The sequence below is a fragment of the Streptomyces rugosispiralis genome (assembly GCF_024505145.1).
Taxonomy (GTDB): Bacteria; Actinomycetota; Actinomycetes; order Streptomycetales; family Streptomycetaceae; genus Streptomyces; species Streptomyces rugosispiralis.
The window spans coordinates 186,435-210,028 of sequence record NZ_JANIAA010000007.1 but is presented as its reverse complement, the minus strand read 5'-3'; the positions used below and the strand labels follow the sequence as shown (position 1 = coordinate 210,028).

Sequence of the window (23,594 nt, the reverse complement as noted above, 5' to 3'; positions counted from 1 at the left end):
CACGCCTAGGACCGCTCTAACCCGGAGGTTGCAGCAACTATGAAACGTTCGTCGAGAAGCAGGCGGATCGCCGGAGCGGCGGCTGTCGTCGGCGCTCTGCTGGCCACCGCCGCTTGCGGTGGGGGCAGTTCCGACGACGAGGGCTCGGGCGCCGGGTTCAACGCCGCGGTGAAGGGTGTCGCCGCCAAGTCCGCCAAGAAGGGCGGCACCCTCAAGTTCATCAACAAGCAGGAGTTCGACTCCCTCGACCCGCAGCGTCAGTACTACGGGTTCGCCTGGGACTTCTCCCGCTTCTACGCGCGCCAACTGATCTCCTACACGCCGAAGCCGGGCAACGCGGCGAATGAGCTGACCCCGGACCTCGCCACCTCCACCGGCAAGATCACCAACGGTGGCAAGACCTACACCTACACCCTGCGCGACGGGATCACCTGGGAGGACGGCTCCCCGATCACGTCCAAGGACGTCAAGTACGGCATCGAGCGCATCTGGGCCAAGGACGTCGTCTCCGGCGGCCCCGGCTATCTGCGCCAGGTCCTGGACCCCAAGGGCGAGTACAAGGGCCCGTACAAGGACAAGTCCAAGGACAAGCTGGGTCTGAAGGCGATCGAGACGCCGAACGACAAGACGGTCGTCTTCAACCTCGCCAAGCCCAACGGTGACTTCGAGCAGATGCTCGCGATGCCGACCGGCTCCCCGGTGAAGGCGGACAAGGACACCGGCGCCAAGTACACCAACCGGCCGTTCTCCTCCGGTCCGTACAAGGTCCAGTCGTACACCCCGGGCAAGAGCCTGTCGCTGGTCCGCAACACCAACTGGAAGAAGGCGTCCGACCCGATCCGCCCGGCCCTGCCGGACAAGGTCTCGGTCACCTTCAACTCCAACCTCGAGGCGATCGACCGGCTGATGATCAAGGGGGACTACGACGTCTTCCTCAGCGCCACCGGTATGACTCCCTCGGGCCGTAACGAAGCCCTCAAGCAGCACAAGGGCAACGTCGACAACATCACCACCAGCTTCGTCCGGTACGTCGACTTCACCACCAAGGTCAAGCCGTTCGACAACATCCACTGCCGCAAGGCGGTCATCTACGGCACCGACTACAAGTCGCTCCAGACCACCCGCGGTGGCCCGCAGGCCGGTGGTGACATCGCCACCAACATGCTCCCCAAGAGCGTCAAGGGCTCGGACGACTACGACCCGTACGGCATCCTCAAGCGCGGCGGCAAGGCGGACGAGGCCAAGGCCAAGGACGAGCTCAAGCAGTGCGGCAAGCCGGGCGGCTTCTCCACCAGCATCGTGGCCCGCAACGACCAGCCCGCCGAGGTCGATGCCGCCGAGGCGCTCCAGGCGTCGCTGAAGAAGGTCGGCATCAGCCTCAACGTGGAGCCGATCCAGGGCAGCACCTCCGCCAGCATCACCGGTTCGCCGGCGGTGATGAAGAAGCGCGGCTACGGCCTGTCCATGACCGGCTGGGGCCCGGACTTCCCCACCGGCCAGGGCTTCTCCCAGCCGCTGATCGACGGCCGCTTCATCGAGCAGACCGGTAACTACAACGTCTCCGAGACCAATGACTCGGAGATCAACAAGTATTTCGACGACGCGCTCAAGGAGACCGACCCCAGCAAGGCCGGGGCGATCTACCAGAAGATGAACCACAAGGTCAGCGACCTGGCGGTGCAGATGCCGTTCATCTACGAGAAGAACATCACCTGGCGCAGCTCGCGGCTGACGAACGCCTTCTCGTCGGCGGCCTACAACGGCCGCTACGACTACTCCCAGCTGGGCGTCGTCAAGTGACGGCCGGTCACCCGATCCGCCGCACACGTTAACCATCGCCGCACCCGATAGGCCCGAAGGGCAGGTGATGGCCGCGGGCGGTGGCCCGTGATCCCCCCAGACCGGGGTATCACGGGCCACCCCCGGGCCGCGCACAGTGCTTGCTTATCTCATCCGGCGCTTGTTCGCCGTCGTCGTGATGCTGTTGGTCGTCACCCTTACGACCTTCGCCATCTTCTTCGTGATCCCGAAGTGGGCCGGTGCCGATCCCGCGCTGCTGTTCGTCGGCAAGCAGGCCGACCCCGCGGCCATCGAGGGCATCCGGCAGAAGCTCAGCCTCGGTGATCCGGTCCTGGTGCAGTTCTGGCACTTCGTCCAGGGCCTCTTCGCCGGCCGGGACTACGCCAACGGCACGGACGTCACCCACTGCCCGGCACCCTGCTTCGGCTACTCCTTCCGCACCGAGCAGGCGGTGTGGCCGCAGCTCACCGACGCCATGCCGGTCACCCTCTCGCTCGCCGCGGGCGCCTGTCTGCTGTGGCTGGTGGGCGGCATCACCACCGGTGTCGTCTCGGCGCTGCGCCGGGGCACCCTGTGGGACCGCTCGGCGATGACGGTCGCGCTGGCCGGTGTCTCGCTGCCGATCTACTTCACCGGTCTGCTCTCGCTGGCGATCTTCAGCTACTCGCTGAAGTGGGTCAACGTGGACTACAAGGGGTTCGCTGACGATCCGGCGATGTGGTTCGAGAGCCTGATCCTCCCGTGGATCACGCTCGCCTTCCTCTACGCGGCGATGTACGCCCGGCTCACCCGGGCCACCATGCTGGAGATCATGGGCGAGGACTACATCCGTACCGCCCGCGCCAAGGGTCTGCGGGAGCGGGTGGTCATCGGCCGGCACGCGATGCGCTCGACCTGGACCCCGGTCCTCACCCTGCTCGGCCTCGACCTGGGCGCGCTGCTGGGCGGCGCGGTCCTCACCGAGACCACCTACAACCTGCCCGGCCTCGGGCGGCTCGCGGTGAACGCGATCACCGAGAAGGACCTGCCGGTCATCCTCGGCGTCACCCTGATCGCGGCCGTCTTCATCGTGGTCGCCAACCTCGTCGTGGACCTCCTGTACGCCGTCATCGACCCGCGAGTGAGGCTCGGATGAGCGACCTGACCAAGCCCTCCGGACAGCCCGGGGACGGCGAGCTGCCGACCACCGGCACCGCCGCCGTGGGCGAGGTGGCCGCGGCGGGCTCGCCCGCCCCCACCGCCTTCCTCGAGGTGCGCGATCTGCACGTCCACTTCCCGACCGACGACGGTCTGGTGAAGTCCGTGGACGGGCTCAGCTTCCGGCTGGAGAAGGGCAAGACGCTCGGCATCGTCGGCGAGTCCGGCTCCGGCAAGTCCGTCACCTCGCTCGGCATCATGGGGCTGCACACCGCGGGCCAGTACGGCCGCCGCAAGGCGCGGATCTCCGGTGAGATCTGGCTCAACGGCCAGGAGCTGCTGGGCGCCGACCCCGACGAGGTGCGCAAGCTGCGCGGCCGCGAGATGTCGATGATCTTCCAGGATCCGCTGTCCGCGCTGCACCCGTACTACACCATCGGCCGCCAGATCATCGAGGCGTACCGGGTGCACCACGAGGTCACCAAGGAGGTGGCCCGCAAGCGCGCGATCGAGCTGCTGGACCGCGTCGGCATCCCGCAGCCCGACAAGCGGGTGGACAGCTATCCGCACGAGTTCTCCGGCGGGATGCGCCAGCGCGCCATGATCGCGATGGCGCTGGTCAACAACCCCGAGCTGCTGATCGCCGACGAGCCGACCACCGCCCTGGACGTCACCGTCCAGGCGCAGATCCTCGACCTCATCCGGGATCTGCAGAAGGAGTTCGGCTCCGCGGTCATCGTCATCACCCACGACCTGGGCGTGGTCGCCGAGCTCGCCGACGATCTGCTGGTGATGTACGGCGGCCGCTGTGTCGAGCGCGGGCCGGCCGAGAAGGTCTTCTACGAGCCCCAGCATCCGTACACCTGGGGGCTGCTGGGCTCGATGCCCCGAATCGACCGCGACCAGACCGAGCGGCTCATCCCGGTCAAGGGCTCCCCGCCCAGCCTCATCAACGTGCCGTCCGGCTGCGCCTTCCACCCGCGCTGCCCGTACGCCGATGTGCCGAAGGACAACCTCACCCGCACCGAGCGGCCGGAGCTGACCGAGGCCGGGGGCGGCGGGCACTTCTCCGCGTGCCATATGACGCAGGAGGAGCGCACCCGGATCTGGACCGAAGAGATTGCGCCGAAGCTGTGACCGACACGAAGGATCCGAAGATGACGGTCCCGGAGAAGGCGACGACGTCGCCCGAGCCCCTGCTCAAGGTGTCGGGTCTGGTCAAGCACTTCCCGCTCAAGAAGGGGCTGCTCCAGCGGCAGTCCGGTGCGGTCCAGGCGGTCGACGGGCTCGACTTCGACGTCCGGCCGGGGGAGACCCTGGGCGTGGTGGGCGAGTCGGGCTGCGGCAAGTCCACCATGGGGCGGCTGGTCACCCGGCTGCTCGAACCCACCTCGGGCAAGATCGAGTTCGAGGGCAAGGACATCACGCATCTCAACACCGCCCAGATGCGGCCGATGCGGCGTGACGTCCAGATGATCTTCCAGGACCCGTACTCCTCGCTGAACCCCCGGCACACCGTCGGCGCGATCGTCAGCGCGCCCTTCCGGCTCCAGGGCGTCACCCCCGAGGGCGGGATCAAGGCGGAGGTCCAGCGGCTGCTGGCACTGGTCGGGCTCAACCCCGAGCACTACAACCGCTATCCGCACGAGTTCTCCGGCGGTCAGCGGCAGCGCATCGGCATCGCTCGGGCGCTGGCCCTCAAGCCCAAGCTGGTCGTGGCCGACGAACCGGTCTCGGCGCTGGATGTGTCGATCCAGGCGCAGGTGGTCAACCTGCTGGACGACCTCCAGGACGAGCTGGGCCTGACGTATGTGATCATCGCGCACGACCTGTCGGTCATCCGCCATGTGTCGGACCGGATCGCGGTGATGTACCTGGGGAAGATCGTCGAGCTGGCGGACCGCAAGGACCTCTACGAGCGCCCCATGCACCCGTACACCAAGGCGCTGCTGTCCGCGGTGCCGGTGCCGGACCCCAGGCGGCGCGCCAAGCGGGAGCGGATCCTGCTCAAGGGCGATGTGCCCTCGCCGATCGCCCCGCCGTCCGGCTGCCGCTTCCACACCCGGTGCTGGAAGGCGACCGAGGTGTGCAAGCAGCAGGAGCCGCCGCTGGTGTCGCTGGCCACCGGTCACCAGGTGGCCTGTCACCATCCGGAGAACGCATCCGACCAGGTACCGGAGGAGAAGCCCGGTGCCGGGTCGGCACAGAAGGTGACGAAGAAGACCGACAGCTGAGACGGGACGGGGGTCCGGACGGGGCCGTGGGCGCTCGCGGATAACAATGGCGGGTGCCCACCGAACTGTTCACCCCGTCCGTCCAGCACGCCCTGGAAGTCGCCGGGATCTTCGTCTTCGCGATATCCGGCGCGCTGCTCGCCGTGCGGAAGAACTTCGATGTCTTCGGCATGGCGGTGCTCGCCGAGGTCACCGCGCTGGGCGGCGGGGTCTTCCGTGATCTGGTGATCGGCGCGGTGCCGCCCATCGCCTTCACCGACCTCGGCTACTTCTTCACCCCGCTCGTGGCCACCGCCCTGGTCTTCTTCCTCCACCCCGAGGTCGAGCGGATCACGGCGGCGGTGGGGGTCTTCGACGCGGCCGGGCTGGGGCTGTTCTGCGTCGAGGGCACGATGAAGGCGCATGACTTCGGGCTCGGCCTCACCTCGTCCGTCACCCTCGGCATGGCCACGGCGGTCGGCGGCGGTGTGCTCCGCGACCTCCTCGCCCATGAGGCGCCCTCGCTGCTGCGCTGGGACCGGGACCTGTACGCCGTCCCGGCCCTCGTCGGCTCCTCGATAGCGGCGCTGCTGCTCCATTTCGACGCCCTTACGGCGGCCACGAGTGCGCTCGCGGCCGCCGTCGCGTTTGTGGTGCGGCTGGCGGCGATGCGGTTCGGCTGGCGGGCCCCAAGGGCGTGGAACCGGCGCAGTACGGCGACGGAGGAGCCCTGATGAGGCAGTCGGCCGACAGGTTGCATTCCCTTGTGGTTATATAGCCGAGCCGTTATGTTGGAGCCATGGCCATACCGTTCGATGTGCTCGCGGAGCCGAGTCGACGGCAGATCCTGGACCTTCTGCTGGAGCGGCCCCGCCTGGTCGGGGAGCTGACCGAGCACCTGGGGCTCACCCAGCCGGGCACCTCCAAGCACCTGCGGGTGCTGCGCGAGGCCGGTCTGGTGCGGGTCCGCCGGGACGCCCAGCGCCGTTGGTACGAGCTCTGCCCGGAGCCGCTCGCCGAGGTGGACGCCTGGCTGGCGCCGTACCGTCGGCTGTGGACCGACCGTCTCGACGCGCTCGAACGACACCTGGACACGATGCCGGAGCTCCCCGACGAGACCGGCGAACCCGAGCCCCCCGACGCACGCGACGCACCCACCGACGCACCCGACGGAGAAGCGCCATGAAAGACACCCTCGCCCAGTCCGACGGCGGCCGCTCGGCCCTGCGCATCGAGCGCCGGCTCGCCCATCCCCCGGAGAAGGTCTGGCGGGCGCTCACCGAGCCCGGTCAGCTCGCCCACTGGTTCCCCTCCGAGGTCCAGGTCGAGCTCGAGGTCGGGGGCAGGATGGGCTTCGTCTTCCCCGGGCGCGAGGGCCCGGACATGGACGGCGTCGTCACCGAACTCGACCCGCCCCATGTCTTCGCCTTCACCTGGGGCGAGGACGAGCTCCGCTGGGAGCTGCGCCCCGAGGGCGAGGGCTGTGTGCTGACCCTCACCCACACCTTCGGCGACCGCTTCGGCGCGGCCAGCTTCGCCTCCGGCTGGCACGCCTGCATCACGGGGCTCGCCGCCCTGCTCGGCGGCGACGAGGTCGCGTATGGCGACATGGCCGAGCTCCACGAGCAGTACGTCGAGGCGTTCGGGCTCGCCGAGGGCACGGTGGAGACCACCGAGGACGGCGGCTGGCGGCTGCGCTTCGAGCGCCAGCTGGTCCGCCCCGCCGAGACGGCCTGGCGGGCGCTGACCGGCCCGGCCACCGGCGCCACCGCCGAACCGGAGGCCGGGGCACCGGTCCCCGCGGGCTTCCGCACGGACGCGGTCCCGGCGGGCCCGATCACCGAGGCACAGCCGCCCCGGGTGCTCGTCTACGACTGGGAGCGCGACGGCCGCCCCGCCGGAACGGTCCGCTGGGAACTCACCAAGGGCACCGGCCACGGCGCCCGCCTCATCCTCACCCAGACGGGTCCGTCGGACGCCGAAGCGGAACGCGCCGAAGCCCAAAAAGCCTGGCGCCACCACATCGCCCGCTTGGCGGCCGAACTTCTCCGGATGAGCGCCTGAACCCATCCAGCCCGTCCGGCGTTCAAGGCCCCAATCCAGCCCGTCCGGCGTTTGAGGACCGGGGTCTGGGGCGGAGCCCCAGTTACGGGAAGGGGCGGGGTGGGGAACAACCGGCCACCGGCCCGCACCGGCCGCCAACGAGACCTCAGCCGAGGAACCCACTGAGCACAACGCTCAGCTCCGCGGGCGCATCCTCCTGCACCAGATGCGCGGCCCCCTCGATCAACCGCAGCCGCGCCCCCGGAATGCGGTCGGCCAGGGCATGCCCCCGCTCGACAGGAATCCAGGAGTCCGCCGTACCCCAGCACACCAGCACCGGCAGCGAGATCTCCCCGTACCGCCCCTCGATCTCATCCGTGAACCGCTGATCGTTCTGTGCGATCTGCCGATAGAACGCGGGCTGCCCCTCCGCCCCGCACCACGGCTCCACCAGCCGCTCCAGCACCGCGGGGTGCAGTCCCGCCGCGCTGCAGGAGGCGATGTACTCCCGCACCAGCCCCCGGTGCAAAGCCCCCGGCAGCCGACCGAAAACCTCCGCTTGCTCCCCGAGCAACCGATACGAGGGGGAGCCCCAGGGCGCGAGGGCGACCACGTTCGCCAGCGCCAGCCGGCGGTACCGCGCACCGTGCAGCAGATGCGCACGCAGCGCGACGCAGCCGCCGAAGTCATGGGCGACGACGGCCGGTTCCGCCCCCTCCCCGGTCAGCCCCCACTCCGCCAGCAGCTCACCGAAGACCCGGCCCTGGGCGGCCAGCGAGACGTCCTGGCCGGCCCGCTTCTCGGAGGCCCCAAAGCCCGGCATGTCCCAGACGAACACCCGGTACCGGTCGGCCAGCGCACGGGCGACGCCCCGCCACACGTACGACGAGAACGGTGTCCCGTGCAGCAGCACGACCGGCGGCGCGTCCGGCGCGCCCAGCGCGGCCCAGCGGACCTCGCCGGAGGAGCTGTGGAAGGTATGGTCCAGTTTCCAGTCAGTGCCCGTCATGAGTAAAACCGTAGACACTCCTTACCGGCCCTGTCGAGGGGGCCGCGCGAACCCATGAGAAAGCCGCCCCCGCGCGGGAGAAGGCCACCCCCGCGCGCTCGGCCGCGCATCCGGTGCGCACCCCAACAACGCCGCGTAGCCACGCACCCCAACAACGCCGCGCAGCCACGCACCCCCACAACGCCTCGTAGAATCGAGGCCACCATGGTTTACCTCGACCACGCCGCCACCACCCCGATGCTCCCGGAGGCGGTGCAGGCGATGACCGCCCAGCTCGCCGTCACGGGCAACGCCTCCTCGCTGCACGCCGCCGGCCGGCGTGCCCGCCGTACCGTCGAGGAGTCGCGCGAATCCCTGGCCGCCTCGCTGGGCGCCCGCCCGAGCGAGGTCGTCTTCACCGCCGGAGGGACCGAGGCCGACAACCTCGCGGTCAAGGGGCTCTACTGGTCCCGCAGGGACGCCGACCCGGCCCGCGTCCGGCTGCTCGCCAGCCCCGTGGAGCACCACGCCGTGCTCGACGCGGTCGACTGGCTCGCCGAGCACGAGGGCGCGCGGGTCGACTGGCTGCCGGTCGACTCCCTCGGCCGGGTCCACCCCGAGGCGCTGCGCGAGGCGATCGCCCGCGACCCCTCGGACGTCGCCCTCGCCACCGTCATGTGGGCCAACAACGAGATCGGCACCATCCAGCCGGTCCGCGAACTCGCCGCCACCGCCGCCGAATTCGGCGTTCCGCTGCATGCCGACGCGGTCCAGGCGTTCGGTCAGGTCGAGGTCGACTTCGCCGCCTCGGGGCTGGCCGCGATGACCGTCAGCGGCCACAAGATAGGCGGTCCCTACGGCATCGGCGCGCTGCTGCTCGGCCGTGAGCACACCCCCGTGCCCGTACTGCACGGCGGCGGCCAGGAGCGCCAGGTGCGCTCCGGGACGCTCGACACCCCGGCCATCGCCGCCTTCGCCGTGGCCGGTGCGCATGCCACCGGGCACCGTGAGGAGTTCGCCCGCGAGATCGGCGCCCTGCGCGACGCGCTGATCACCGTCGTCCGTACGGCCGTGCCCGACGCGGTCCTCGGCGGCGACCCCGATCCGGCGGGCCGGCTCCCCGCCAATGCCCACTTCTCCTTTCCCGGCTGCGAGGGCGATTCACTGCTTCTGCTGCTGGACGCGCAGGGCATCGAATGCTCGACGGGCTCGGCCTGCACGGCCGGTGTCGCCCAGCCCAGCCATGTGGTCCTGGCCACCGGCAGCGACCCCGGGCTGGCCAGGGGCACCCTGCGCTTCTCGTTCGGCCACACCTCGACCAAGGCCGATGTGGAGGCCGTCGCGGAGGCGATCGGCCCGGCGGTGGAACGGGCGCGCGGGGCGGGGCTCAGCTGACGGCCCCGCCGACGGTCTCCGTCCGAGCCCGCTCATCATAACCACGGAATTCGAATTGTTCCGGCGGCCATTTCACATAACCTACGGAACACTAATCTCCGCTTGAAATGGCGGAGAGCCGTGGGAAAGGATTTACCCGTCAACGGAACCTGTCATGCCGGATACGCGCGCAGGTTTTCTTCACGGGGAAATCCAGGAGTTCATCGATGTCGCAGCCTTCGCTGCCGCCGCACCACCAGCCGTCGCACCGGCCTCCACAGCCGCGGGGGGTGCTGCGGGCGCCGTCGCGGGGGTGGCGCTCCAAACCCGCTCTGAAACTGATCGCGGGCGGGGTCCTCGCGGCCACCCTGGTGACCGGCTGCGGGTCCGGAGACGATGACGACGGCGGTAACGGAGGCTCGTCGTCCAAGGGCGCCCAGGCGAAGACGCTGGGCAAGGTCGCCATGCCGAAGGTCGGCAAGGAGGCCAACACCATGGGCACCTGGGTGACGGATTCGGCCTTTGTGAAGGGCGACGTCAACAAGCTCGTCGGCTACTCGCTCGACGGCGCCAAGGCCAAGTGGCGGATTCCGCTCGGCGGACAGCTCTGCTGGGCCTCCCCGCATATGACCAAGGACGGTCTGACCGCGATCCTGTTCCGGGACGGCGCGGGCGAGGACGCGCTGTGCACCAAGGTCGGCCTTGTCGACCTGAAGAAGGGCGAGCTGGTCTGGCAGAAGGAGGAGTCGGACAGCGAGGGCAACGCCGGGGTGCGGTTCGACGAGGTCACCATCGGCGGGGGCACCGTCGCCGCGGGCGGCACCGGCGGCGGGGGAGCCTGGTCGCTCGACGGCAAGCCGCTGTGGAAGCCCGCGTACCTCGCGGACTGCGACGACGACGGCTACGCGGGCGGCGATGACAAGATCGTCGCGATCCGGGGCTGCGACACCAGGGACTCCAGCACCAAGCGGCTGGAGGTCCAGACGGTCGACCCCAGGACCCGCGATGTGAAGTCGTCCTACAAGCTGGACGAGAAGGTGGAGTACGCGCATGTGATCTCCACCGCGCCGCTCGTCGTGGCCGTCGACACCGGCGACTCGGACGCCGGGACCGGCACCACGGACATCCTGACCATCGACGACAGCGCCGAGCAGGGCAAGCTGCTCAGCACCATCGACGTGCTGGCCAAGGGGTACCAGCCCAACTGCCCGGCCACGAGCGTGGAGGGCTGCACCGAACTCGCCCTCGACAAGGCGAGCAGCACCCTCTACCTCTCCTCGGAGGTGGACGTGGACCAGGGCGGCCCGGGGGACCGGATCACCGGCCTGAACCTGAAGACCGGTAAGGAGACCGGGAAGACGAAGATGGCGGAGAACCGGTCGCTGATCCCCATCCGGACCGATGACGACGGCTCGCTCCTGGCCTACCTGGGCTCCACGTACAGCGAGGCGGGCGGGGTCGTGCGCGTCGATGCCAAGGACTTCGCGATGGACACGCTCCAGACCCACCCGGACGACATGAAGGACGCGGAGTCCGGCATGGACATCTACGGGGACTGCACCATGATCTACACCGGCAAGAAGCTCTACATCGGCGACAGCAAGGCGACCAGGCCCACCAGCGGTGACGGCGCGGGCCGTCCGCTGGCCATCGTCTACGGCTCCTGAGTCAGGTCCGTCACTTCGCCGTCCGTGTCACGCGCACCGCTCGCACCAGCCGTATGTAGCGGTCCCAGTCCCAGTGGCGGCCGGGGTCGGTGTGATCGGTGCCCGGCACCTCCACATGGCCGACGATGTGCTCACGGTCCCGGGGGATGTCGTACCGCTCGCAGATCGACGCGGTCAGCCGCGCGGAGGCGCGGTACATCGCGTCCGTGAAGGAGCTCGGCTCGCTCACGAACCCCTCGTGCTCGATGCCGATACTGCGCTCGTTGTACGAGCGGTTGCCCGCGTGGAACGCCACATCCAGCTCCCGGACCATCTGCGCGATATGCCCGTCGCGGCGCACCACATAGTGCGCCGCGGCGCGGTGTCCGGGGTCGCGGAAGACCCGCACCGCGTCGTCGAAGCTGCCCTGGACCACATGGATCACCACCCGGTCGATGACGTAGTCGGCCGGGCGGTCCGCCCACCGCCAGTTCGCACCCGAGGCCGCGATCCACTCCGCGCCCGGCTGGTCGACCGCGCCCGCCTTACGGGGCTTGTCGACTCCGGGCAGCCGCCACCACATCCGGGCCAGCTCGTCCCGCGCGGCATAGGCCGCGCCACCCGCGCCGAGACCGGCCGCCGAGCCGCCGATCAGGAGGGTGCGCCTGTTGACGCGGCGTCCACCGCCGGTCGTGGTCTCGCTCACGGAACGCTCAACGCGCGGGGGAGGGCGTCGGGTTCCGGCCGCCGGGATCATGGCGGGAACCCATCGTTCCGGGCGGTGGCCCTCTAGCCGTCCGGGTAGATGAACGTTGAACTGTCTCCGGGGCCCCGTGCCTCCCGTACTTTTCGGTATCTCTCCGTACCGTGGAGTGCGTCCGCCGGAACGTATCCCCCGGAAACCTATCCGCAGGAAACGTATCCGCCGGAAACGTGTACGCCGGAAACGTGTACGCCGGAATGTGTCCATCCGCTCGACGAGGAGCTGACGGTATGCGCATCGGATTCGCCCTTCCCCAGTTCGGTCCGCTCGCCCACCACCCCGAGGACATCGCGCGGTTCGCGCGCCAGGCCGAGGAGCTCGGCGCGGACAGCCTGTGGGTCGGGGACCGCCTGCTGGCCCCGGTCGACCCGATCGTCGGCTACGCGGGCACCGATGTGATCCCGCCCGAATTCCGCGCCGCGCTCGACCCCTTCGCCGTGCTGGCCACCGCCGCCGCGGCCACCGAGCGGGTCGAGCTCGGCACCGATGTCATCAACGCCCCCTGGTATCCGCCCGCGCTGCTCGCCCGCACCCTCACCACCATCGATCTGCTGAGCGCGGGGCGGCTGCTGGTCGGGCTCGGCACCGGCTGGTCGCCCGAGGAGTACGAGGCGGTGGACGTCCCCATGGCCGAGCGCGGCCGGCGCCTGGACGAATGCCTGGACGCCCTGGACGCCTGGTGGACCCGTAACCCGGTGGAGTACCGCGGGGACCACTGGACCGTGCCCGCCTCCCACGTCGACCTCAAACCGGCCTCGCGCCCCCGCCCGCCCGTCTACCTCGCCGCCTTCGCGCCCGCGGCCATGCGCCGGGTGGCCCGGCGCGCCGACGGCTGGCTGCCCATCGCGGTCGTCCCCGCCAAATCCGGAGCGCCCGACCCGGTCGCCGACCTCGCCGAGCGGCTGCCCGGGGTGCGGGAAGCGGTCGAGCGGGAGGGCCGGGACCCGGCGGCGTTCGACGCGATCCTGCGCGTCAACCCGAGCGCCGACGCCTCCGTGGACGACATCGCGACGGCCCTGGTCCGGGCCGAGCGGGAGGCGGGCATCCAGCACGCCTTCGTCGATCTGATCTACCTCGGCAAGGACGCCGACCAGGCCCTGGACCTCGTCCGGCGGGTGCTGGAGCGGACGCGGGCGAGCTGAGCGGGGCGGGGCGCCATACCCATTTAGCCGTGGCACATGGGGCGACTTATGCTGGCCGGGTTATGACTGACTTCCCCGGTGCGCCCACAGGTCCCCGCGACGGCCGTCGGCTGCGCGTCCTCGCCGCCATGTCCGGCGGTGTGGACTCCGCGGTCGCCGCCGCGCGGGCGGCCGAGGCGGGCCACGATGTGACCGGCGTCCATCTCGCGCTCTCCGCCAACCCGCAGTCGTTCCGCACCGGCGCCCGTGGCTGTTGCACCATCGAGGACTCGCGGGACGCCCGGCGGGCCGCCGATGTGATCGGCATCCCCTTCTATGTGTGGGACCTCGCCGAGCGCTTCCGTGAGGACGTGGTCGAGGACTTCATCGCCGAGTACGAGGCGGGCCGCACCCCCAATCCGTGTCTGCGCTGCAACGAGAAGATCAAGTTCGCCGCGCTGCTGGACAAGGCGCTCGCCCTCGGCTTCGACGCCGTCTGCACCGGGCACTACGCCACGGTCGTGGAGCGCGAGGACGGCTCGCGCGAGCTGCACCGCGCCAGCGACATGGCCAAGGACCAGTCCTATGTCCTCGGCGTGCTCGACGAGCGCCAGCTCGCCCACGCGATGTTCCCTCTGGGCGACACCCTGACCACCAAGGACGAGATCCGCGCGGAGGCGGAGCGGCGGGGCCTGGCCGTGGCCAAGAAGCCCGACAGCCATGACATCTGCTTCATCGCCGACGGCGACACCCAGGGCTTCCTGGCCAAGCACCTCGGTACGGCCGAGGGCGACATCGTCGACGAGGACGGGCACAGGCTGGGCACTCACGAGGGCGCGTACGGCTTCACCATCGGCCAGCGCAAGGGGCTGCGGATCGGCCATCCGGCGCCCGACGGCAAGCCGCGCTACGTCCTGGACATCTCGCCGGTGAACAACACGGTCACGGTCGGCCCCGTCGAGGCCCTGGACGTGTCAGCCCTCACCGCCATCAAGCCGCGCTGGTGCGGGGCGCCTCCGGTCGGTCCGGGCACCTACACCGCCCAGTTGCGCGCACATGGCGGCGAAACCGAGGTGATGGCCGAGCGAATCGGGGAAACCGAGCTGCGGGTGACCTTCGCCGAGCCGGTGCGGGGCGTGGCGCCCGGGCAGGCGATCGTGCTCTACGACGGCACCCGGGTCGTCGGCTCCGCGACCATCGCCGCGACCGAGCGGGCCCAGGCGGTCGCCTCGTAGCGGCGGTGCCGTCGGCCCGGAAGGCGGCGGCGGCTCCTCCCGGGGCTCGGCTCTGAAAGCCCCCGGAAGCCCCCGGAGGACGCTGTGAGGCCGCGGAGAATTCCAGGGTGATATCCGCTTTTGGTGATAAAGAAGCCGAAAGTCAGGATTGGGTGGTTGATCTCCGTTTGGCGCGATCAGTTTCTCTGAAATTAACGTGCGTCCGGCCATTCCGGTGGCATGCGTCTCGTGAATCTGGGAATGCGCCCCGCGGACACGGGTGCCGTGGTCCGCTGTCTCAGCACCGGAGGTTCCGTTATTTCTGCGCAACCTGTACAGAAATTTGGCGACAATCCAGTTGATGTCAGGGACACTGATCACTACACAGAGGAGTACGTACCCAGCTTCGTCGAAAAGTGGGACTCGCTGATCGACTGGGATCGGAGGTCGGAGAGCGAGGGTACGTTCTTCATCGACCTGCTGCGTGAGCGCGGCGTCAAGAAGGTCCTGGACGTGGCCACCGGGACCGGCTTCCATTCAGTCCGGCTGCTCGAGGCCGGATTCGAGACCGTGAGCGCCGATGGCAGCGCCGAGATGCTCGCTCAGGCCTTCTCCAACGGCCTCAAGCACGGTGACCACATCCTCCGCGTCGTCCAGGCCGACTGGCGCTGGCTCAACCGCGACGCCCACGGCGAGTACGACGCCATCGTCTGTCTCGGGAACTCCTTCACGCATCTGTTCTCCGAGCGCGACCGGCGCAAGGCGCTGGCGGAGTTCTACGCCATGCTCAAGCATGACGGAATCCTGATCCTGGATCACCGCAACTACGACGCGATCCTCGATCGCGGGTACAGCAGCAAGCATGTGTACTACTACTGCGGAGAAGACGTCGCCGTCGAACCGGAGTACGTGGACGAGGGGCTGGTGCGCATGCGCTACAGCTTCCCCGACGAATCCGTCTACCACCTCAACATGTTTCCGCTGCGCAAGGACTACACGCGCAGGCTGATGGAGGAGGTCGGCTTCCAGCGGATCGAGACCTACGGCGACTTCCAGCACACCTACCGGGAGGAGCGGCCCGACTTCTTCATTCACGTCGCGGAGAAGGAATACCGCACGACGGAGGAGCCGGTCGGGTCGATCGGTTCGGTCACGGCGAACGGGGACTATGCGGGAGCCGTGGGCACCGCCCGCGACTACTACAACTCCGCGGACGCCGACGCGTTCTACTGGAGCGTCTGGGGCGGCGAGGACATCCACATCGGCATCTACGACCGGCCCGACGAGCCGATCGCCGAGGCCAGCAGGCGCACCGTGGCCCGTATGGCCGGGCAGCTTGACCTGACCGAGTCCTCCGTCGTCCTCGACCTCGGAGCGGGGTTCGGCGGCTCGGCGCGCTATCTGGCCGAGACGTACGGCTGCCGCGTCGTGGCGCTCAACCTCAGTGAGGTGGAGAACGAGCGGCACCGCGCGCTGAACGCCGAGCGCGGGCTGACCGAGGCCATCGAGGTGATGGACGGCTCCTTCGAGTCCATCCCGCTGCCGGACGACAGCGTCGACGTCGTCTGGTCGCAGGACGCGTTCCTGCACAGCGGCAACCGCGCCCGTCCCCTGGAGGAGGCCGCCCGCGTGCTGCGCCCCGGCGGTCACCTCATCTTCACCGACCCCATGGCGGCCGACGGCTGCCCCGCCGAAACCCTCCGGCCCATCCTGGACCGCATCCACCTGGAGACCATGGGGTCGCCCGAGTTCTACCGCCATGAACTGGCGCGGCTCGGCTTCATCGAGGTCGGCGGCGGCTTCCAGGAACACCGCGAGCAGCTGATCACCCACTACGCCCGGGTCCTGGAGGAAACCCGGCGCCAGGAGGCGGACGGCCTGACGGAGCAGGTCAGCGCCGACTACCTCACCCATATGAAGAAGGGGCTGAGCAACTGGGTCGAGGGCGGCAGAAACCGCCATGTGACCTGGGGCATCTTCCACTTCACCCGCTGACCCGGGGCCGTCTGGCCCCTGACCTCTGACCTCTGACCCGGTCGGGTGGCCGGTGGCGGGTTCCGGACCCGCTGTCGGCCACCTGGGACGCTCACCGGGCGTTCGCGGTCAGGGGGAGGCCCGCGACCTGATGATGCAGGGCGGCGAGCGGCGCCGCGAGGTGTCCCTGGCCGGAGGTCGCGGAGGGCGGCGGGGTCTCGCCGGTGACGGCGAGGGCCTGTCGCCAGTAGCGCAGCGAGAACGAACCGGCGCGCGGCCCACGGCGGAACCGGGCGCGCAGCCGCGCGCGGAACGCCGGTGTGTCGTCGTGGCCGTCGACGCGGGCGTAGGTGCGCACGTAGTGGCCGAGCGCTTCGGCGCGCCGCTCCGGGCAGCCGGAGACCAGGGCCTCGCCGGCCAGTGCGCAGGCGTCCAGGAGACCGGCGTAGAACGACGCGACGTCGCCCACCTGATGGCGCTGCGGTTGGCGGCGCCGGTCGGCCGCGGTGGCCAGGGCGTGGAGTTCGGCGTAGGCCAGGACGGTCGCGGTGGTCGGGGCGGCCGGCGGCGCGGGCACCGCGCCCTCGATGACCGTCTGGGCCAGGCGGCGCGGCAGATCGGCCGGGAGCGCCCAGTGCCAGTACCGCACCAGCCGGTCGTGGGCGTCGTCCGGGCTGCCCACCCCGGCGAGCACGGCGAGGCGGCGCAGCCGTTCCGGCGCGGGGCAGCCGTCCAGCGCGCGGAGCACCTCCCGGCGCCAGGTCGCCTCGCGCACCTGCTCCTGGACCGCGTCCAGTTCGCGGGTGACGAGTTCGCCCAGCGAGCGTTTCCCCGCCATGACCGCGTCGATCGCGGCGATGGGGGTGCCGAGCGCGCGGAGGCGCTGGATCAGCCGGAGCCGGGGCAACGCGTCCGCGGCGTATCTGCGGTGGCCGCCCGAGCTGCGTCCGCTCTCGGGCAGTAGCCCGATGTCCGAGTAGTAGCGGATCGTCTTCACCGGCAGTCCGGTGCGCGCGGCCAGCTCGCCGATGCCCACCGTGCCACCGTCCTGGGTGCCGTCCGTCACAGTTGCTTGAACCTCCACCGTGCGGGAGCCCTTAGCGTCCGTGGCGAACGCCGTCGTCCGAGTATGCGCCGGGCGGCACTCGCCGAGGAGGACCATCACATGCGAATTCTGATCGTGACCGCCGGTTCGCGCGGGGACGTCGCCCCGTACACGGGCCTGGGGCGGCGTCTGCTGGCGGCCGGTCACGAGGTGACCGTGGCCGCGCATCCGCCCTTCGCCGGGCTCGTCGAGGGATGCGGCCTGGACCACCGGCCGCTGCCGGGCGATCCACGGGAGTTGATCCGCGCCAGGGCGCGGGCGGCCTCGTGGGAGGAGGCGCGGGCGGCGATGGCGGCGTTCCTGGACCGGCTCGCCGACGGGGTGGCGGCGGCGGTGGCGGACGGGGCGGACCTGGTGCTCACCGCGTTCGGCCCGGCGGCGCTCAGCCGGGTGGCCGGTGAGGCGTCCGGCGTCCCCGTCATCGGCGCCTTTCTCGCACCGGCGTGCGCCACGCGGGAGTTCCCCCTGGCCGGTGCCACGGACGCCGAGGACCTCGGGCCGGACGGCAACCTGGCGGCGGGGCAGCGGCTGCTGGCGGACGCCGGAGCGCTCCAGGCGGGCGCCGTGGCGGGGCTGCGCACCCGGCTCGGGCTGCCGCCCGCCACCTCGCGGACGACGGGGGCGGACCTCCGGCCGGTCTTCCACGGCTTCAGCCCGCTGGTCGTACCGCGTCCGGCGGACTGGCCGTCCGGGGTCGAGGTCGCGGGCTACTGGTGGCCCGCCCGGCCCCGGGACTGGCGGCCCCCGGCCGACCTGGTCGACTTCCTCCAGGCCGGTCCGCCACCGGTGTTCATCGGGTTCGGCAGCATGGCGCCGGGCGAGGGGGAGCGGCTTGGTGAACTGGTGACGGCGGCGGTGGCCAGGGCGGGGGTGCGCGCGGTGGTGCAGGCGGGGTGGGCCGGGCTGACCACGGCAGGTGATGACGCCCTTACGGTAGGCGACGACATCCTTACGGTCGGCGACCTCCCGCATGACTGGCTGTTCTCGCGCACGGCCGCCCTCGTCCACCACGCCGGAGCGGGCACCACCGCGGCCGGGCTGCGCGCCGGGGTCCCGGCGGTGCCGGTGCCCGCCATGGCGGACCAGCCGTTCTGGTCGGCGCGACTGCACCGACTCGGAGTCGCCCCCCGGCCGCTGCCGCTCGACGAACTCACCGCCGAATCCCTGGCCACGGCAATCACGATTTGCCTGACTGCCCCCGCTCTCCGACAGCGGGCGGCGGAACTCGCCGGCGCGATCGGCGCGGAGGACGGCGCCGCGGCGGTGCTGACCCACATCGGCGTGGCGGGCAGGGGGTAAGGCCGGGCGCGGCGACAGGGCGTCCAGGGGGCCCGGCGGGTCTTGACGCCGGCGGCGAGCTGCTCCCCCCCGCCCCTCCCCGAAACTGGGGCCCTGCCCCAGACCCCGAAACCGGGGCGGGGCTCTGCCCCGAGCCCCGAAACGGGTTCTGCCCCAGACTCCGAAACGGGCCTTGCCCCAGACCCCGGAATCCGGGCTCCGCCCCTTCCCGCCGCATCGGTATGCGGCTGCGCCGCGTGGCAGGGGCTTGGCCCCCGGGCCACGGGGTCCAGGGGCGGAGCCCCCCACGCGGCGGAGCCGCATATCGTCAGGTGTCGGGAAGGGGCGGGGAGGGGAAGATCCGCCGCACGGCGCGACCCGTGGCGCGGGGCGGCGGGGTGTCCGACCCGGCTCGTAGAGTGGCGCGCATGAATATCTGCGTCTTCTGTTCCGCCGCCGACCTCGACGACCGTTACACCGCCCCCGCCCGCGAGTTCGCCGAGCTGATCGGCAAGGGCGGGCACACGCTGGTCTGGGGCGGGTCCGACGTCGGGCTGATGAAGGTGATGGCGGACGGGGTGCAGGAGCACGGGGGGCGGCTGGTCGGGATCTCGGTGGAGTTCCTCGCCGCCAAGGCCCGGGAGAACGCCGACGAGATGGTGATCGCCAAGGACCTCGCCGAGCGCAAGGCGCAGCTGCTCGCCCGCGCCGACGCCGTCGTGATCATGGTCGGCGGCACCGGGACGCTGGACGAGGCCACCGAGATCCTGGAGCTCAAGAAGCACGGGCTGCACATCAAGCCGGTGGTGCTGCTCAACGCGGCGGGGTTCTACGACGGCCTGAAGCAGCAGTTCCAGCGAATGGAGGAGGAGGGGTTCCTGCCCCGGCCGCTGAGCGAGCTGGTCTTCTTCGCGGAGAACGGGGTGGAGGCCATGACGTATCTGGAGTCCGTCTGACGGGGGGTGCCGGCATGGACGGAAGCCGAGGGTGAGGGGTGGACCGTGCACCAGCACGGGCCACTCCACCTCTGGGACCAAGCGGGTCCCCTCGCTAGATAGCTGATGGATCGGCTCACCGGAGGGCCCGAGGTGGCATCTCCCCGTCTGACCGTCGCACACTCCGACAAAAGCGTGTCAGTTCAGCAACCGGTCAAAGTGCCCGCGCTTAACACCGAAGATGAACGTGCGGAGCGCGACCTTGTCGGTGTTGAGAACGGCGCTGGGTTCCGAACTCTCCCGTATGGCTATGCCGCTGTCGTCGGCGGCGACCTCTATGCAGTTGTTGCCGCCGCCGCTGCAGAACGATGACCGCTGCCAGGTGTGCTGGTGCACGGATGGCTCCTCTCACATCTCACGGATGATGGACCGAATGAGCTTCTGCGACTCGTCGGGCGGGAGCGCGGAGTCTTCCATCAGGTCCAGAAGTGAACGGTAGTTGGCCAGCGGGGTAGGGGAGTCGGCGAAGTGGGCTCCGTACGCCGTATCCAACTGCACGGTGTCGAGCTGGGGTACTGGTCCCTCTGCGTAGAGGATGGACTGCCCGGCACCATAGAAGCTTCCCGCGCTGAACGGGATGACCAGTAGCGTGATGTGCTCGTGGTCGGCAGCGTCAGCCAGGAACTCAAGCTGCGGTCGGGCCACAGCAGGTCCGCCGAACTGCATCCGTAGCGCCGCCTCGTGAATGATGCCGACGTAAGGCGTGGGGCTTTCTCGATCGAAGATGCTCTGACGGCCCATTCGGTGGGCGACGCGCAGCTCTACGTCCAGGCGTCGCAGTGCCGGGACGGAAAGATCGAAGATTGCGCGGGCGTGCTCCTCGGTCTGCAGCAGACCCGGGAGGTGCACCGTCTGAGCGGTGCGGATCCGCGTGGCGTGGTGCTCGATCTCGGAAATGTCCAGGAAGCCGTCCGGGAGCTTGCCGCGATACTCCTCCCACCAGGGCTGGTCTCCGCGAGTACCGGCCATGGCTGCGAGGGCTTCGATGAGAGCTTCATCGGGGCATGCGTAGTTGCACGCGAGCTGGCGAACACGTTCCTCGCTAACCCCGGTCCGGGCAGCCTCGATGTGAGCGACCATCGTTCGGTCCGCTCCGAGCATGGCCGCAGCCTGCTGGACCGAAATATCAGCCTGTTCGCGCATGCGACGAAGTTCCGTGGCCAAACGACGCTGGCGGGCCGTAGGGGCAGGTCTTGATGCCATTGGTCCTCTCTCTGCGCTGAAGGCTGAGTTTGACAGCGGGGTTCGCAGCCGTCGAGTGAGGCGCCAATTATTCACTCGATAGTGGAGATGACATCACGTGTGAAGGAACGTGCTCTAGCTTGTGATGCGAACCACTCGCCCGCGCCGTCGCCCCGCAACGGAAGCGCAACGTTCGCCCCTGCCCGGAGGGCGAACGGCACTGACGCCGTTGCGCCACTCGACCCAACGAGCGTCGGCGCCAGCGAACACACCCACGTACCGCGAACGAAAACCCCGACACCGGAGGTGCCGCGTGACCCCGTTTCCGCCGCCGCTGCTGTTCACCGAGCCCTGGGAATACGAGCTCCGCTTCCCCCGTGACCCGCGCGGCCCGGGGATCGTCCGGGCCACCCTTCGAGCCGTGCTGACCGCGCATGGGCTGCGCGAACTCGTCGAGCGGGCCGCGCTGTTGACGTCCGAGCTGACCACCAACTCCGTCCGCTACTCCGACAACTGGGCCTCCGTACGCCTGCTCTGGCTGCACCCCGTCCTCCGGATCAGCGTCACGGACACCAACCCCGAACTGCCCGAGCCACTGAAGCCGTCGGCGGAGTCGGCGTCGACCGAGCTGGAGAACGGGCGCGGCCTGTTCATCCTTGACGTCCTCGCCGACCGCTGGGGCGGCTGTGCCATCGGAGAGGAGCCGTTCGGCTTCGGCGGCAAGACGCTGTGGTTCGAGTTGTCCTGGGGCGGGCCGCCGCCGGCACCGATTCCGGCCCTCGCGGCCTGAAGCCTGCCCGATACAGGATGGAAGCGCCCGGCGGGAAGTCCGCGCGGGTTTCGGGTATGGGATCGCGCCAAGCCGGGACCGTCGTCGGGGCGGGCCCGTCGGTGAGGCAAGCTGGGGACCATGGGAACGCATCTGATCACTGGGGCAGGCTCGGGCATCGGCGCGGCGGTCACCGAGCGGCTGGCCGAGCGCGGCGACGAGCTGTGGCTGCTCGCGCGGGACGCAGGGCGGGCGAAGGAGCTGGCGGAGCGGTTCCCGGGGGTGCGGACGGTCGTCGGCGACCTGGCCGACCCGGACCGGCTGTCCTGGGCGCTGGGCCATCAGACGCTGCCCGACCGGCTGGACTCGCTGCTGCACATCGCCGGAGTGGTCGATCTGGGCGAGGTCGGGGAGCTGACCCCGAAGGCGTGGAACCGCCAGCTCGCCGCCAACCTCGTGGCGCCCGCCGAGCTGACCCGGCTGCTGCTGCCGCAGCTGCGGCTCGCCCAGGGGCATGTCGTCTTCGTCAACTCCGGCGCCGGGCTGCGCGCCAACGCCCAGTGGGCCGCGTACGCCGCCAGTAAGCACGGGCTCAAGGCGCTGGCCGACGCGCTGCGCTGGGAGGAGAGCGGCAACGGCGTACGGGTGACCACGGTCTACCCGGGGCGCACGGCCACCCCGATGCAGGTGAAGGTGCACCAGCAGGAGGGCAAGGAGTACGACGCGGAGCGCTGGATCGCGCCCGAGACCGTGGCGACGACCATCCTGACCGCGCTCGACCTGCCGCACGACGCCGAGATCACCGACCTCCAGGTGCGGCCACGCGGCTGAGCCATCTCGGCGGCGGAGGTCGGCTGAGGTTCGGAGGCGCCCCGAGAGGCGCCCCGAAGGGGCGCGGGGAACTGCGCGACCAGCCACAACGTTGCCGCAGACGACCGACGGCACATCAACGCTTTCAGCGGAGCGCTTACGTGAGCGAGAAGACCACACCCCACCACCCATGGCCCCGCGGAGCGGCAAGCGGCGTCGGATCGATGCCGGGCGGCGACGCGCGGGAGGCCGCGAAGACCGTCACCGGCTCGCTGGAGGCCCTGCCGTACCTTCCGGAGCTGCCCGCCCGCGGGCCCGGCGCGGACATGATCGGACGCACCGCCGGAATGCTGGTCGAGCTGTACGCGCATGTCGAGCCCAGCGGCTGGCGGATCAGCGACCGGCCGGGCCGGGACACCCGGCGGGCCCGCTCCTGGCTGGGCGAGGACCTGGACGCGCTGGAGGAGTTCACCCAGGGGCACCGGGGCGCGCTCAAGGTGTCGGCCGTCGGGCCCTGGACCCTGGCCGCCGCCCTCGAACTGCGCGGCGGCGAGGCCGCGCTGAGCGACCCGGGCGCCTGCCGGGACCTCACGGCCTCGCTCGCCGAGGGCGTGCGCGCCCATCTGGCGGAGGTGCGCCGCCGGGTGCCGGGCGCCGAGGTGGTGCTGCAGCTCGACGAGCCGTCGCTGACGTCGGTGCTGCGCGGGAGCGTCCGTACGGCCAGCGGCTACCGCACCCACGCGGCCGTGGACCGGGGCGTGGTCGAGGGCGCGCTGCGGACCCTGGTGGAGGCGGCCGACGGACCGGTGGTGGTGCACTCGTGCGCACCGGCCGTGCCGTTCGGGCTGCTGCGGCGCGCGGGCGTCGCGGGGATCTCCTTCGATCTGTCGCTGCTCACGGAGGGTGAGGAGGAGGCGATCGGGGAAGCCGTGGAAGGCGGTACGGCACTCCTCATCGGCGCGGTACCCGGCACGGACACCCCATTGTCGGACCCTGCCGGTAGCGTCGGGGGTGTCAGGACGCTGTGGCGCAGGCTGGGGCTGGCACCGGCGACTCTCGCTGAGTCGGTGGTGGTCACCCCGTCGTGCGGGCTCGCGGGCGCCTCGCCCGGGTACGCCCGCGCCGCGCTGGCCCACTGCGTCCGGGCGGCGAGATCGCTCGCGGACAACCCTGAGTAACGGG

Annotated in this window: 22 protein-coding genes; 17 read left to right on the top strand and 5 right to left on the bottom strand. The window is 70.5% G+C overall.

Annotated features, from left to right (window positions below; all coding sequences use genetic code 11):
- Positions 1-39: 39 nt before the first annotated feature.
- The 7 genes from NP777_RS14780 to NP777_RS14750 all read left to right on the top strand — a co-directional run bounded on the left by NP777_RS14780 (position 40) and on the right by NP777_RS14750 (position 7,214).
- Positions 40-1,800, top strand: coding sequence for an ABC transporter substrate-binding protein (locus NP777_RS14780; RefSeq protein WP_256650593.1), 1,761 nt, complete (start codon positions 40-42; stop codon positions 1,798-1,800).
- 160 nt (positions 1,801-1,960) lie between these two features.
- Positions 1,961-2,935, top strand: a complete 975-nt coding sequence (locus NP777_RS14775) for an ABC transporter permease (RefSeq protein ID WP_391858509.1) — start codon at positions 1,961-1,963, stop codon at positions 2,933-2,935.
- On the top strand, positions 2,932-4,074 hold the full coding sequence (locus tag NP777_RS14770) for an ABC transporter ATP-binding protein (RefSeq protein WP_256650591.1): 1,143 nt from the start codon (positions 2,932-2,934) through the stop codon (positions 4,072-4,074). Before NP777_RS14775 ends, NP777_RS14770 begins: the two co-directional genes overlap by 4 nt.
- A 20-nt stretch (positions 4,075-4,094) precedes the next feature.
- Positions 4,095-5,171 (top strand): ABC transporter ATP-binding protein, encoded by a 1,077-nt coding sequence (locus NP777_RS14765; protein WP_256650590.1) that lies wholly within the window; start codon positions 4,095-4,097, stop codon positions 5,169-5,171.
- Between the two features lie 53 nt (positions 5,172-5,224).
- Positions 5,225-5,884: a trimeric intracellular cation channel family protein gene (locus tag NP777_RS14760; protein ID WP_256650589.1), complete on the top strand. Its 660-nt coding sequence runs from the start codon at positions 5,225-5,227 to the stop codon at positions 5,882-5,884.
- 65 nt (positions 5,885-5,949) lie between these two features.
- Positions 5,950-6,336: an ArsR/SmtB family transcription factor gene (locus NP777_RS14755; RefSeq protein ID WP_256650588.1), complete on the top strand. Its 387-nt coding sequence runs from the start codon at positions 5,950-5,952 to the stop codon at positions 6,334-6,336.
- Complete coding sequence (locus NP777_RS14750) at positions 6,333-7,214, top strand: SRPBCC family protein (protein ID WP_256650587.1); 882 nt, start codon at positions 6,333-6,335, stop codon at positions 7,212-7,214. Before NP777_RS14755 ends, NP777_RS14750 begins: the two co-directional genes overlap by 4 nt.
- A 145-nt stretch (positions 7,215-7,359) precedes the next feature.
- Here NP777_RS14750 and NP777_RS14745 read toward each other — a convergent pair whose 3' ends face one another.
- Entirely contained in the window at positions 7,360-8,202 is an 843-nt protein-coding gene (locus NP777_RS14745; RefSeq protein ID WP_256650586.1) for an alpha/beta fold hydrolase, read from the bottom strand.
- A 204-nt stretch (positions 8,203-8,406) separates the two neighbouring features.
- Here NP777_RS14745 and NP777_RS14740 point away from each other — a divergent pair, with 204 nt between their 5' ends.
- Together NP777_RS14740 and NP777_RS14735 are read left to right on the top strand one after the other, a co-directional pair.
- Positions 8,407-9,576: a cysteine desulfurase family protein gene (locus tag NP777_RS14740; protein ID WP_256650585.1), complete on the top strand. Its 1,170-nt coding sequence runs from the start codon at positions 8,407-8,409 to the stop codon at positions 9,574-9,576.
- Positions 9,577-9,782: 206 nt separating this feature from the next.
- Complete coding sequence (locus NP777_RS14735; RefSeq protein ID WP_256650584.1) at positions 9,783-11,222, top strand: PQQ-binding-like beta-propeller repeat protein; 1,440 nt, start codon at positions 9,783-9,785, stop codon at positions 11,220-11,222.
- A gap of 10 nt (positions 11,223-11,232) precedes the next feature.
- Here the strand turns inward: NP777_RS14735 and NP777_RS14730 are convergent, their stop codons facing one another.
- Positions 11,233-11,907 carry an N-acetylmuramoyl-L-alanine amidase gene (locus NP777_RS14730; RefSeq protein WP_256650583.1) on the bottom strand — a complete coding sequence of 225 codons (675 nt, stop codon included), beginning with the start codon at positions 11,905-11,907 and terminating at the stop codon, positions 11,233-11,235.
- Between the two features lie 287 nt (positions 11,908-12,194).
- Here NP777_RS14730 and NP777_RS14725 point away from each other — a divergent pair, with 287 nt between their 5' ends.
- From NP777_RS14725 to NP777_RS14715, 3 genes are all read left to right on the top strand, one after another.
- Entirely contained in the window at positions 12,195-13,106 is a 912-nt protein-coding gene (locus NP777_RS14725) for a TIGR03619 family F420-dependent LLM class oxidoreductase (RefSeq protein ID WP_256650582.1), read from the top strand.
- A 62-nt stretch (positions 13,107-13,168) separates the two neighbouring features.
- Positions 13,169-14,320, top strand: a complete 1,152-nt coding sequence (gene mnmA, locus NP777_RS14720) for a tRNA 2-thiouridine(34) synthase MnmA (protein ID WP_256650581.1) — start codon at positions 13,169-13,171, stop codon at positions 14,318-14,320.
- Positions 14,321-14,539: 219 nt separating this feature from the next.
- On the top strand, positions 14,540-16,294 hold the full coding sequence (locus NP777_RS14715; RefSeq protein ID WP_256650580.1) for a glycine/sarcosine N-methyltransferase: 1,755 nt from the start codon (positions 14,540-14,542) through the stop codon (positions 16,292-16,294).
- Positions 16,295-16,385: 91 nt separating this feature from the next.
- Here the strand turns inward: NP777_RS14715 and NP777_RS14710 are convergent, their stop codons facing one another.
- Positions 16,386-17,339, bottom strand: coding sequence for a helix-turn-helix domain-containing protein (locus NP777_RS14710; RefSeq protein WP_256650579.1), 954 nt, complete (start codon positions 17,337-17,339; stop codon positions 16,386-16,388).
- A gap of 99 nt (positions 17,340-17,438) precedes the next feature.
- Here NP777_RS14710 and NP777_RS14705 point away from each other — a divergent pair, with 99 nt between their 5' ends.
- Positions 17,439-18,677, top strand: a complete 1,239-nt coding sequence (locus tag NP777_RS14705) for a glycosyltransferase (RefSeq protein ID WP_256650578.1) — start codon at positions 17,439-17,441, stop codon at positions 18,675-18,677.
- A gap of 407 nt (positions 18,678-19,084) precedes the next feature.
- Entirely contained in the window at positions 19,085-19,612 is a 528-nt protein-coding gene (locus NP777_RS14700; RefSeq protein WP_198270836.1) for an LOG family protein, read from the top strand.
- Between the two features lie 177 nt (positions 19,613-19,789).
- On the opposite strand, the gene NP777_RS14695 is transcribed toward NP777_RS14700, so the two are convergent.
- On the bottom strand, positions 19,790-19,987 hold the full coding sequence (locus NP777_RS14695; protein ID WP_256650577.1) for a DUF397 domain-containing protein: 198 nt from the start codon (positions 19,985-19,987) through the stop codon (positions 19,790-19,792).
- A 12-nt stretch (positions 19,988-19,999) separates the two neighbouring features.
- Complete coding sequence (locus tag NP777_RS14690) at positions 20,000-20,854, bottom strand: helix-turn-helix domain-containing protein (protein WP_256650576.1); 855 nt, start codon at positions 20,852-20,854, stop codon at positions 20,000-20,002.
- A 292-nt stretch (positions 20,855-21,146) separates the two neighbouring features.
- On the opposite strand from NP777_RS14690, the gene NP777_RS14685 reads away from it, so the two are divergent.
- From NP777_RS14685 to NP777_RS14675, 3 genes are all read left to right on the top strand, one after another.
- Positions 21,147-21,623 carry an ATP-binding protein gene (locus tag NP777_RS14685; protein WP_256650575.1) on the top strand — a complete coding sequence of 159 codons (477 nt, stop codon included), beginning with the start codon at positions 21,147-21,149 and terminating at the stop codon, positions 21,621-21,623.
- A gap of 120 nt (positions 21,624-21,743) precedes the next feature.
- Positions 21,744-22,433, top strand: a complete 690-nt coding sequence (locus NP777_RS14680; protein WP_198278311.1) for an SDR family oxidoreductase — start codon at positions 21,744-21,746, stop codon at positions 22,431-22,433.
- 203 nt (positions 22,434-22,636) lie between these two features.
- Positions 22,637-23,590, top strand: a complete 954-nt coding sequence (locus NP777_RS14675) for a methionine synthase (protein WP_256650677.1) — start codon at positions 22,637-22,639, stop codon at positions 23,588-23,590.
- Positions 23,591-23,594 lie beyond the last annotated feature (4 nt).